7 protein-coding genes are annotated in these 11,726 nt (G+C 69.8%); 4 read left to right on the forward strand and 3 right to left on the reverse strand.

Annotation, left to right across the window (positions count from 1 at the left end; all coding sequences use genetic code 11):
* Positions 1 to 25: 25 nt before the first annotated feature.
* Together T9R20_RS08600 and T9R20_RS08605 are read left to right on the forward strand one after the other, a co-directional pair.
* Positions 26 to 1,879, forward strand: coding sequence for a glycosyl transferase (locus T9R20_RS08600; protein WP_322408888.1), 1,854 nt, complete (start codon positions 26 to 28; stop codon positions 1,877 to 1,879).
* Positions 1,876 to 2,835, forward strand: coding sequence for a tetratricopeptide repeat protein (locus tag T9R20_RS08605; protein ID WP_322408889.1), 960 nt, complete (start codon positions 1,876 to 1,878; stop codon positions 2,833 to 2,835). Before T9R20_RS08600 ends, T9R20_RS08605 begins: the two co-directional genes overlap by 4 nt.
* A gap of 58 nt (positions 2,836 to 2,893) precedes the next feature.
* Here the strand turns inward: T9R20_RS08605 and glgB are convergent, their stop codons facing one another.
* The 3 genes from glgB to glgX all read right to left on the reverse strand — a co-directional run bounded on the left by glgB (position 2,894) and on the right by glgX (position 9,315).
* Positions 2,894 to 5,086, reverse strand: a complete 2,193-nt coding sequence (gene glgB / locus T9R20_RS08610) for a 1,4-alpha-glucan branching protein GlgB (RefSeq protein ID WP_322408890.1) — start codon at positions 5,084 to 5,086, stop codon at positions 2,894 to 2,896.
* Complete coding sequence (locus T9R20_RS08615) at positions 5,083 to 7,110, reverse strand: alpha-1,4-glucan--maltose-1-phosphate maltosyltransferase (RefSeq protein WP_322412145.1); 2,028 nt, start codon at positions 7,108 to 7,110, stop codon at positions 5,083 to 5,085. Before T9R20_RS08615 ends, glgB begins: the two co-directional genes overlap by 4 nt.
* 117 nt (positions 7,111 to 7,227) lie before the next feature.
* Positions 7,228 to 9,315 carry a glycogen debranching protein GlgX gene (gene glgX / locus T9R20_RS08620; RefSeq protein ID WP_322408891.1) on the reverse strand — a complete coding sequence of 696 codons (2,088 nt, stop codon included), beginning with the start codon at positions 9,313 to 9,315 and terminating at the stop codon, positions 7,228 to 7,230.
* Between the two features lie 69 nt (positions 9,316 to 9,384).
* Here glgX and T9R20_RS08625 point away from each other — a divergent pair, with 69 nt between their 5' ends.
* Both T9R20_RS08625 and mnmA read left to right on the forward strand, forming a co-directional pair.
* Positions 9,385 to 10,587 (forward strand): cysteine desulfurase family protein, encoded by a 1,203-nt coding sequence (locus T9R20_RS08625; protein ID WP_322408892.1) that lies wholly within the window; start codon positions 9,385 to 9,387, stop codon positions 10,585 to 10,587.
* 9 nt (positions 10,588 to 10,596) lie between these two features.
* Positions 10,597 to 11,703, forward strand: coding sequence for a tRNA 2-thiouridine(34) synthase MnmA (mnmA, locus tag T9R20_RS08630; protein WP_322408893.1), 1,107 nt, complete (start codon positions 10,597 to 10,599; stop codon positions 11,701 to 11,703).
* The last annotated feature ends 23 nt before the right edge of the window (positions 11,704 to 11,726 follow it).

The following is an 11,726-nucleotide window of genomic DNA, read 5'->3' on the forward strand; positions in this document are numbered from 1 at the left end:
CGGAGCGAGGAGAGGTGAGGCTTTCGTGCGTTTCGTGTGGGCCGTCGCGGCCTTCGTCCTGGCCGCCCTGATGATCGGCGCGGGCATCGCCCAGCGGACGGTTTTCCAGGGGGCCGACACCGAGACCGCCGCCGTCTCCATCGAGGACGAGACGCCCTACGTACTCGTCGAGGGCGATGTGCTCAACAGCCGACCGGGCGCGCAGACTCTCCGTGCGCAGGGCGAGGGCACGATCTTCGCCGCGTACGGCCGGACCGCCGACCTCGAGGCGTGGCTGTCCGACACTGCGTACACGCGGGTCAGCGTCGACGAGGAGGGGGCACTGGAGGCCGACGAGGTCACGCCGAGCCTCGCCGTGACGGACGAATCGACGCAGAGCGCGACTCCGGCGCCGGAGGAGACCGCATCGGCGGAGGGCGAGGCAACCGACGACGGCGCGACGTCGGACGCGGTCCGGAGCCCCGTGGGGTCCGATCTGTGGCTCGACGAGTTCCAGCAGGAGGACGTGCTCATTGCGCCACTGCAGCTGCCGGAGGACATGAGCGTACTGGTCGCAGCAGACGGCGCCGCGCCGGCGCCGGCGGACATCACGGTCTCATGGCCGATCGCCAACGCCACACCCTGGGCCGGACCCCTCATCGTCGCCGGCGGCGTCATGATGGCTGTCGGCGTCTTCCTCTACATCCTCGCGATCCGCCACCTGCGGCGCTCGCGGGGACCTCGTCGCAAGGGTCTGCCCGTGCCCGTCACCGAGCCGATCGACCTCGCCGTCGAGGGGAAAGACAAGGGCGTGATCAGCGCCGGCGGTCGCCGCGCGCTCACGGGCGGCCGACGCCGCCTCATCGTCGTCCCCGCCGTCGCGGTGTCGGCGCTCCTTTTCGCCGGATGCTCCTCCGAGGCGTGGCCGCAGTTCGCCCCCTCACCGACCCCGTCGCCGTCGGCATCGGTGATCGTGCCCGAGGGGCAGCAGGCGCCGGCGGTGACGGAGGCGCAGGCCGACCGCATCTGGACGCGGATCGCGGAGACGGCCGCTGCCGCCGACGAGGCGGCGGACGAGACACTCGCGTCGACCCGCATGGATGGAGCGGTTCTGGCGGCACGATCGACCAACTACGCCCTGCGCGCGGCGATCGGCGACTATCCCGCCCCCGCTGCACTGCCGGCCGAGCCGCTCACACTGGTGCTCCCGCAGGCGTACGACGAGTGGCCGCGTTCGATCGTGGGCGTCGTCGACGACCCCGGCTCCAACACCTCCAGCATCATGATGCTCACCCAGCAGGACCAGTGGTCGCCGTACAGGCTGACGTACCTCGCCAGCCTCGAGGCGGCGACCGAGCTTCCCGTCGTCGCTCCGGCCTACATCGGCGCCGTCCAGCCTGCTCCCGATTCGCCGTTCCTCCTCATGCCGCCGGCGCAGCTCGCCGAGGCGTACGCCGACATCCTGAACAACGGCGAGCAGAGCCAGTACTTCGACATGTTCGACGCCGCCAGCGATCAGTTCCGTGTGAGCGTGGCCGGCGACCGGCAGAAGCGGTTGGACGAGTTCAATCAGACCGGCGCGTCCACGGGGGAGCTGACCTTCCAGGCGGCCCCAGGCGCCTACGAGCCGCGCGCACTGGCGACCCTCCAGAGCGGGGCGATCGTCGCGGTGAACATCGACGAGATCGACACCGTCAAGCCCACCAATCCCGATGCGGTGATCAAGCTCGACAACAACCCCACGGTGCGGACTCTCTCGGGCGCCGAGCAGTCGTCCACGGGGTTCACCACGACGTACACCGACCAACTGTTCTTCTATGTGCCCGGCCAGGGATCGACCGAGAAGATCCGCTTGCTCGGGTACGCATCCGACATCCTCAACGCGAAGGTGATCCCGTGACCGACGTCTCTCCCGGTGCGACGCTGCGTGGCGCCGTCGACCTCTCCTCGTTGCGCAACCGACCCACAGCGCCCGCGGCGGGCGCCGCCGCACCGCCGGCCGACGGAGGACCCCCGGCGCCCTCCGGACGTGTCGCGTCGCTGGTCATGGATGCCACCGACGCCACGTTCGGTCAGGTGCTCGAGCTGTCGCGGACCGTCCCGATCGTCGTGGATCTCTGGGCCGAGTGGTGCGGTCCCTGCAAGCAGCTGAGCCCGGCATTGGAGCGCGTCGTGCGCGAGCTGGACGGCCGCATCGTGCTCGCCAAGGTCGACGTCGACGCCAATCCGCAGCTCGCCCAGGCGTTCCGTGCCCAGTCGATCCCGATGGTCGTCGGAATCGTCGCGGGCCAGCCGGTGCCGCTGTTCACCGGCGCCGTCCCCGAGCAGCAGGTGCGTGAGGTCTTCGCCCAGTTCCTCCAGCTGGCTGCGCAGAACGGGGTCACTGGGACCGTGTCCGCCGACGGCGGAGACGTCGACGATGACGCGTCCTCCGAACCGGAACTGCCGCCGCTGCACGCCGAAGCGGCGGACGCGATCGAGGCGGGCGACTTCGCCCGGGCCGTCAGCGCCTACGAGCGGGCGCTGGCCGAGAACCCGCGGGACGCCGATGCCCGGGCCGCTCTCGGCCAGGTGCGCCTGCTCCAGCGCGTGCAGGGACTGGATCTCGTCGCCGCCCGCGACGCGGCGGCCGCCGCTCCACGGGATATCAGGGCGCAGTTCACGGTGGCGGACCTCGATGTCGCCGGCGGCCACGTGGATGACGCCTTCACGCGTCTCCTCGATCTCTTCGCCGTCCTCCCCGACGACGAGCGCGCCGACGTGCGCGAGCGTCTGGTGGAGCTGTTCGGGGTGGTCGGCGACACCGATCCCCGTGTCATCCGCGCCCGCGGACGACTGGCCTCGCTGCTCTTCTGACGATCCCGCGCGGACCTTCGGAGGGGGGGCGGGCACATGCCCGCCCCCCTCCGTCGTCTCAGCCCCGGGTCGGGGAGGGGATGTGCGCGGGGGTGCGGTGACGCAGCCAGAGCACGCCGAGCGGCGGGAGGACCATCGTCGCGCGGCCGTTGTCGTCAGCGTGGACGATCCCCATGTTCCCCACGCCCGAGCCGCCGTACTCGCCGGCGTCGGAGTTGAGGATCTCCTCCCACACGCCGGGCGCGGGCAGATCGAGGGTGAACGGCTGGAGGGGCACGCCGGAGAAGTTCGCGATCACGGCGACGGTGTTGCCGTGGTGGTCGCGGCGGGAGAAGGCGATGACGTTGGGATCCCACGAGGGCGCCCCCAGGCGGTGGAACGCCGACCCGTCGGCATCCCTGGACCACAGCGGCGAGTGGGCTCGGTACTGCCTGTTCAACTGGGCGACGAAATCCTGCAGCTGACGGTGCGGAGGCTGCTCGAGCAACCACCAGTCCAGTCCCCGGGACTCCGACCACTCCGACAGCTGGCCGAACTCCTGGCCCATGAACAGCAGCTGCTTGCCGGGGTGGCCCCACATGTAGGCCAGGTAGGCGCGGAGGTTCGCCAGCTTCTGCCAGTAATCGCCCGGCATGCGCTGGAAGAGACTTCCCTTGCCATGGACGACCTCGTCGTGGCTGATCGGAAGGATGTAGTTCTCGCTGAACGCGTAGACGAACGAGAACGACATCTCGCCCTCGTGGTGACCGCGGTACATCGGATCCCGGGCGATGTACTGCAGGGAGTCGTTCATCCACCCCATGTTCCATTTGAAGCCGAACCCGAGACCGGCGTGGTCGGTGGGTGCGGTCACACCGGGGAAGCTGGTGGACTCCTCGGCGATCATCGAGATGCCGGGATAGCGCCGATAGGCGGTGGCGTTGACCTCCTGGAGGAACGCGATCGCGTCCAGGTTCTCGCGCCCGCCGTAGACGTTGGGGAGCCACTCGCCCTCGTTCCGCGAGTAATCCAGGTAGAGCATCGAGGCGACGGCGTCGACCCGGAGGCCGTCGACGTGGAACTCCTGGAGCCAGTACAGGGCGTTGGCGACGAGGAAGTTGCGGACCTCGCGGCGGCCGTAGTCGAAGATGTACGTGCCCCAGTCCTTGTGCTCCCCCCGGCGCGGGTCGGCGTGCTCGTACAGCGGCTCGCCGTCGAACCGGGCCAGCGCCCAGTCATCCTTCGGGAAGTGACCGGGCACCCAGTCCATGATCACGCCGATGCCCGCCTGGTGCAGGCGATCGATGAGGTAGCGCAGGTCGTCGGGCGTGCCGAACCGCCCGGTGGGGGCGAAGTATCCGGTGACCTGGTAACCCCAGGATCCTCCGAAGGGATGCTCGGCGAGGGGCATGAACTCCACGTGGGTGAAGCCCTGGTCCGTCACGTACTCGATGAGCGGATCGGCAGCGTCGCGGTAGGACAGCCCCGGACGCCACGAGCCGAAGTGGAGCTCGTAGATCGACATCGCGCTCTCGGCGGGCCGGGATGCGGCGCGCTCCTTCATCCAGGCGTCGTCGCCCCATGAGAAGGAGGAGTCGTCGATGACCGAGGCGGTGCCCGGGGCGACTTCCGCGCGACGCGCCATCGGGTCCGCCTTCATCACCCAGGCACCGTGCCGAGAGAGGATCTCGAACTTGTACCGGTCGCCGGCGCGGAGGCCCGGGACGAACAGCTCCCAGACTCCGCTTCCACCCATCGACCGCATCGGGTGGCCGGTGCCGTCCCAGCTGTTGAAGTCGCCTACGACGCGAACGGCCTGCGCGTTCGGCGCCCACACGGCGAACGAGGCCCCGTCGACGCCGTCGTGCGTGCGCAGGTGCGCCCCGAGGGCGTTCCACAGTTCCTCGTGGCGGCCTTCGCCGACGAGGTGGAGGTCGAGCTCGCCGATCGTCGGACCGTGCCGGTACGGATCGTCGGCGGTGTACTCCGATCCGTCCGGGTAGGTCGCGGTGATGACGTACGAGGTCGGGCGGGACGTGAGGAGCCCCTCCCAGATCCCGGCGTGCCGATGCGTCAGGGGGACACGGACACCGTCGTCGAAGACCGCCACGACGGTGTCGGCCAGCGGCCGGCGGGTGCGGACGACCCAGTCCGTGCCACCGTCACCGTCACCGGTGGCGTGGAGACCGAGGACGGAGTGGGGATCGTGATGGGCGCCGTGGGCGACGGCGTCGAGGAGTCCGGCATCGAGGGGCGGGGGTGTGGCGGTCATGCGCGGTCCTTTGCGATGTGGAGGATGTGCACGGGCTCGGTGAAGGCATCGAGGCGCACGAAGTTGTGATCCGACCAGGTCCAGCGCGCCCCGGTCACGAGGTCCTCGACCTCGTAGGGCTCGCCGGGCGCGACGCCCCACACCCGGGTGTCGAGATGGACCATGGTCTGACGCGTGGAGTGAGGATCGACGTTGATGACGACGAGGATGGTGTCGGACTCTCCGGTCGGCGACAGCGCGGCATCCAGGTGCTTGGAGTAGACGAGGATCGCCTCGTCGTCGCTCCAGTGCACCGAGAGGTTGCGCAGCTGCCGCAGCGCCGGGTGGTCGCGCCGGATCTCGTTGAGACGGCGCAGCCACGGCGCAAGGGAGTCGCCGCGAGCCTCGGCGCCCTCCCAGTCTCGGAACTTGTACTCGTACTTCTCGTTGTCGATGTTCTCCTCCGAGCCCGGTCGGGCGACGTTCTCGAACAGCTCGTATCCGGCGTACACCCCCCAGGTCGGCGATGCCGTGGCGGCGAGGGCGGCGCGGATCCGGTACCCCGGCCGGCCCCCGTACTGGAGGTACTCGGTGAGGATGTCGTGGGTGTTGACGAAGAGGTTCGGCCGCATGAAGTCGGACGTCTCGTGCGAGATCGAGGTGAAGAACTCCTCGAGTTCGGCCTTGCTGTTGCGCCAGGTGAAGTAGGTGTAACTCTGCTGGAAGCCCGCCATCGCAAGCCCGCGCATCATGGCCGGGCGCGTGAAGGCCTCGGAGAGGAAGATGACGTCGGGGTCGGCCTGGTTGACGGTCGCGATCAGCCACTCCCAGAACTGCACAGGCTTGGTGTGGGGATTGTCGACGCGGAAGATCTTGACCCCGAGGCCCACCCAGTGCTGGACGACGCGCAGGATCTCGGCGTAGATCCCTGCGGGATCGTTGTCGAAGTTCAGCGGATAGATGTCCTGGTACTTCTTCGGAGGGTTCTCCGCGAAGGCGATCGAGCCATCGGGCAGGGTGGTGAACCACTCCGGATGCTCGGTGACCCACGGATGATCCGGAGAGGCGTTCAGCGCGAGGTCGAGGGCGACCTCGAGCCCGTGCGTGTGCGCCGCGTCGACGAACGCGACGAAATCGACCTCGGTTCCGAGGTCCGGGTGGATGGCGTCGTGCCCGCCGTCGGCAGATCCGATGGCATAGGGCGAGCCGGGGTCGCCGGGCTCGGAGGTGAGGCTGTTGTTGCGACCCTTGCGATTGGTGGTTCCGATCGGATGGATGGGCGGGAGGTAGATGACGTCGAAGCCCATGCCCGCCACACCGGGCAGCCGATCGATGGCCGTGCGGAGCGTGCCGCTGGTGACCGAGCCGTCGTCGTTGCGGCGGGCTCCCTCGGATCGGGGGAAGAACTCGTACCACGAGCCGACTCCGGCCCGCTCCCGCTCGACGAGCAGCTCCAACTCCTCGCCGGCGCTGACGATCGCCGAGGTGGGTCGAGCGGCGAACGACGCCGCGATCGCGGTGTCGCGGACGATGTCCAGAGCTTCGGCGTCGGAGACGTCGTCAGAGCGCAGACGCGCCGCCGCGGCGGTCAGGAGCTTGCGGTCGGCCGCGGGGCGGCCCTTCTCGGCGATGGCCGCATCGAACAGGCGAGCGCCGGATTCGCGCATCACGAAGGGGTCGAGCCCGGCCGCGAGCTTGATGTCCGCGGCGTGCTGCCAGGTCGCGAAATCGTCGCTGAAGGCCTCGAATCGGAAGCGCCACACGCCGGTCTCGAGGGGCGCCACGGTCGTGGTCCACCGGTCGAAGCCGTCGTTCAGCGGCGCCAGCCGGTGAAGGGATTCATCTCCTGAGGGGGAGAAGAGCCGGACTTGGACGCCGATCGCGTCGTGCCCTTCGCGGAAGGCGGTCACGGTGAACGGGACCGCGTCGCCGACATACGCCGAGGGGCGGTATCGCCCACCGGGGACGCTCGGGGAGGGGAGGGTGAGCGGGATGCGCGGTGTCACCGTGGGCGCGGGCGCGATGGTCGGGAGGACGGCGCGCATCGGGATCGCCGATGCCGAGCGCCAGGGACGGGGACGGAGGGAACGAGTCGTCGTGGCCACGACTCGAACCTACCGCCCCGCATCGGACGGCCGCAGGGCTTGCGCGTGGGCCGCGGATCACTCCACCCGGAACAGCCGCATGCTCGTCGAGGGGATCTCCAGCTCGTCACCGGGCTCGAAGAGGCCGTGGTGAGCGGCCGGGTTCTCGTCGGCGCTGGACCACAGCGACACCAACCGCTCGGCCTCGTCGAGCTCGGGGAGGGCGACCGTCGTCGGGTGTTCGACGCCGTGGACGATGAGGAGGACCCGGTTGAACGGCTCGTTCTCGGGTGTCGACGCGGCGACGTACTGCAGGGTGCGATGGCCGGGGTCGGTCCAGCGGTCAGGCGACATGGTGTGGCCGTTCTCGTCGTACCACTCCATCACCGAGGCCGAGGGAATCCGTTCGCCGAGCCTGGCGAACCGGATCGGGCGAAGCGCCGGGTTCTCGCGCCGCAGCCGGGTGAGGGTTTGCACGTGGGCGAGGAGGTCCTCCTGCCACGGAGCGTGCTCCCACGACAGCCAGGTGAGCGGCGAGTCGTGACAGTAGGCGTTGTTGTTGCCCCGCTGGGTGCGGCCGAACTCGTCGCCGGCTGTCAGCATCGGGATCCCGGCCGACAGCAGCAGGGTGCCCAGGAGGTTACGCATCGCGCGGCGGCGGGTGGCGAGGATCGCCTCATCGTCGGTGCGGCCCTCGGCGCCGTGGTTGAAGGAGCGGTTCGTGTCCGCGCCGTCGCGGTTCTGCTCTCCGTTTCCGAAGTTGTGCTTGACGTCGTAGGACACCAGGTCGCGCAGCGTGAATCCGTCGTGGGCGGTCACGAAGTTGACGCTGGCGAGAGGCCCGCGCTCTTCGCTGAAGGTGTTGGATGATCCTGCAAGCCGGGTCGCGAAGCCGCCGATGCCGACCGGCGGGGTGGAAGCGCGGCGCGCGTAGTCGATGTCGCTGAGCCAGAAGTTGCGCACGCGGTCGCGGTAGCGATCGTTCCACTCCTGCCAGCCGGGGGTGAAGTTGCCGGTCTGCCAACCGCCCATTCCGACATCCCACGGCTCGGCGATCTTCTTGACGTCCGCGAGCATCGGATCGTCGGTGATGGCCTGGAGCAGGGGGTGGTCCGGGGTGAAGGCATGTCCGGCATCGCGGCCCAGGGTCGCCGCGAGATCGAAGCGGAACCCGTCGATCTGCACCTCGCGCGCCCAGTAACGGAGGGAATCGAGGACGAGACGCGCCGCGGCGTCCGTCGAGGTGTTCACACTGTTCCCACAGCCGGTCACGTCGATGTACGTGCCGTCGTCCTGCTGGCGGTAGTACGACCGGTTGTCGATGCCGCGAAGGCTGGAGCGAGGACCACCGATGCCCTCCTCGGCGGTGTGGTTGTAGACGACGTCGAGAAGGACTTCGATCCCCGCCTCGTGCAGCAGGCGCACCATGCCCTTCACCTCCCGCAGCACCGCCTCAGGCCCCTGGCGCTGAGCCTCCGCCGTGGCGTAGGCCGCGTGCGGGCTGAAGAAGTTGACGGTGTTGTAGCCCCAGTAGTTCGACAATCCATGCTGGAGCAGGCGCGGCTCGGAGGCGAAGGCGTGGATCGGCAGGAGCTCGACGCTCGTGACGCCGAGGCTCAGTAGGTGCTCGATCATCGCCGGATGCGCGAGTCCGGCATAGGTGCCGTGAAGGGCGGTCGGGATCCTCGGATGACGCTTCGTCAGACCCTTGACGTGACCTTCGTAGATGACGGTGCCATCGAGCGGGATCCCCGGCTTGGTCACGCCGCCCCAGTCGAAGCCGCCGTCGATGACGACGCAGCGCCAGTCCTCCAGCCCGCTTCCGATGATGCCCCTGGCGTACGGATCGGTGAGAAGGGTGGCGCTGTTGAAGACGTTCCCGGGACCGGAGGGTCCGTCGACGCGGAGGGCGTATCGGGCCCCCGGGTGCAGTAGCGGGGTGGTCACCGCCCACACCCCTCCGCCTTCGGGCAGGAGCGAGGCGGTCGCGACGATCCAGTCGATGTCGTCGCGATCGAAGAGCACCAGCTCGATGGCCTCGGCGTGTGCCGACCAGACCCTGAGGGTTCCCCCGTCGGGGCCCTGCGTCACACCGAGATCGTCGAGGTGCGGGCTCAGAAGCGAGGGGGCGGGGGAGAGGGGGGCGAGGGGGTCGATGCTGACCATGCGAACTACGATAGTGAGCGCGTGTGTCCCGGAGATCACGGCTCATCCTGACGGGAGGAGGGACCGGCGATGACGGTGTACCTCGATCATGCGGCGACGACCCCCCTGCGTCCCGAAGCCCGGGAGGCGTGGGTGCGCGCCCACGAGGTCCTCGGCAACCCGTCGTCGATCCACGCGGCGGGCCAGACCGCGCGTCGTCTTCTGGAGGACGCCCGGGAGCGGGTCGCGGCGCTTCTGGACGCCGACCCCATCGAGATCGTGTTCACGTCGGGGGGGACGGAGGCGGTGAACCTGGCGCTCAAGGGACTGTGGTGGGCGAGGACCCCGGACTCGGTGGCGATCGTCCTGCCCGGTGGCGAGCACCACGCGACCCTCGACACGGTGGAATGGCTGACGCGTGTCGCCGGGGCGGAGGTGCGCGACGTGCCGTTGGACGAGGTCGGCCGGATCACCGTCTCGGACTTCGCCGACGCAGCCCCGGGCGCGGCACTGGCGACGGCTCTCGTGGCGAACAACGAGGTCGGCGCGCTGAACGACGTCGCCGCCCTCGCCGCCGCCGCCGCCGCGGCGGGTGTCCCCCTTCACGTCGACGCCATCGCCGCCCTCGGGCGTGTGCCGGTCGTGTTCCGCGGATGGCGCGGAGAGGCGTCCGGTCCCACGGGACTGGTGGCCCTGAGCGTCGCTGCCCACAAGGTCGGGGGTCCGGTGGGGGTGGGAGCGCTCGTGGTGTCGCGCCACGCGCGGATCGAACCCCTCCTCCACGGCGGCGGCCAACAGCGGGGCCTGCGTGCCGGCACGCAGGACGTCGCCGGGAGCGTCGCCTTCGCGGTCGCGCTGGAGGCCGCCGAGCTCGAGCGCCTCCGCGAGGTCGAGCGATTGCGCGAGCTGTCGGATCGACTGATCCGCGGCATCCTCGAGACCGTCCCCGATGCCCAGATCCTCGGCCCGCCGTCGGTCGGCGGGCCTGTCACGCGTCTTCCGGGGAACGTCCACGTGCTGTTCCCCGGAGCGGCGGGGGAGACGCTGCTGTTCCTGCTCGACCAGGCGGGAATTGCCGTGTCGACCGGGTCGGCCTGCCAGGCGGGGATCGCCGAGCCGTCGCACGTCGTCCTGGCGCTCGGCCGCACCCCGCTCGAGGCCCGCCAGGTGCTGCGGTTCTCTCTGGGACGGACCAGCACCCCGTCGGACGTCGACGCGGTGCTGGGACACCTGCCGGCGGCGGTCGAACGGGCGCGCGCGGCATCCGGAGTCCGCACAGCGACCCGTTCGTAGACTGGAGCGATGCGAGTACTGGCGGCGATGAGCGGCGGCGTGGATTCGGCCGTCGCCGCAGCGCGCATGGTCGATGCGGGTCACGACGTCGTGGGGGTGCACCTCGCGCTCTCCCGGGCGGGTGGCACCCTCCGCACCGGCAGCCGCGGCTGTTGCACTATCGAAGACGCGATGGACGCCCGTCGCGCAGCGGACCTGCTCGGATTCCCCTTCTACGTCTGGGACTTCTCCGAACGATTCCGCGACGACGTGATCGAGGACTTCGTGACGGAGTACCGGGCCGGCCGAACTCCCAACCCGTGCATGCGGTGCAACGAGCGCATCAAGTTCGCCGCGCTCCTCGAGCGGGCCGTCGAGCTCGGGTTCGACGCGGTGTGCACCGGGCACTACGCCCGGATGGTCGATACGCCGTCCGGTCGCGAGCTCCATCGGGCATCGGACGCCGCGAAGGATCAGTCCTACGTGCTCGGCGTCCTCACCCCCGATCAGCTGAAGCACTCGCTCTTCCCGCTGGGCGATACCCCCTCCAAGTCCGTCGTGCGCGCCGAAGCGGAGCGCCGCGGCCTCACCGTGGCGCAGAAGCCTGACAGCTACGACATCTGCTTCATCCCCGACGGCGATACCCGCGGCTGGCTCGCCGAACGCGTCGGAGCCGCTCACGGCGACATCGTCGACCGTGCGGGCGACGTGGTCGGCCGTCACGACGGCGCACACGCCTTCACGGTCGGACAGCGCCGGGGTCTGGCGCTCGGCGTCCCCGCTCCGGACGGCAAGCCCCGGTTCGTTCTCGAGGTCCGCCCTGTCACGAACACGGTCGTGGTGGGTCCGAAGGAGGCCCTCGCCACCGCCCGCATCGCCGGCGACCGCTTCAGCTGGACCACGCACCCGCCGTCGGCGGGGTCGTTCTCGTGCGATGTGCAGATACGCGCCCACGCCGATCCGGTCCCGGCGCGGGGTCGATTCGACGGCCGGGAGATCGAGATCACGCCGGACGAGCCGTTCGACGGGGTCGCCCCGGGTCAGACCGCCGTTCTTTACGAGGGGACGCGCGTGATCGGTCAGTTCACCATCGCGCGCACGGTCTCGACTGTTCCCGTGGACGCGATCGCCTCCTGACGAGGATCGTCTGAGGATCCAGG

It is taken from the genome of Microbacterium invictum, from assembly GCF_034421375.1.
Lineage (GTDB): Bacteria > Actinomycetota > Actinomycetes > Actinomycetales > Microbacteriaceae > Microbacterium > Microbacterium invictum_A.

Coding starts and splice junctions, on each gene's coding strand:
- glgB (WP_322408890.1), bottom strand. CDS start 5,086: ATGACCGCCACACCCCCGCCCCTCGATGCCGGACTCCTCGACGCCGTC.
- T9R20_RS08615 (WP_322412145.1), bottom strand. CDS start 7,110: ATGCGCGCCGTCCTCCCGACCATCGCGCCCGCGCCCACGGTGACACCG.
- glgX (WP_322408891.1), bottom strand. CDS start 9,315: ATGGTCAGCATCGACCCCCTCGCCCCCCTCTCCCCCGCCCCCTCGCTT.
- T9R20_RS08625 (WP_322408892.1), top strand. CDS start 9,385: ATGACGGTGTACCTCGATCATGCGGCGACGACCCCCCTGCGTCCCGAA.
- mnmA (WP_322408893.1), top strand. CDS start 10,597: ATGCGAGTACTGGCGGCGATGAGCGGCGGCGTGGATTCGGCCGTCGCC.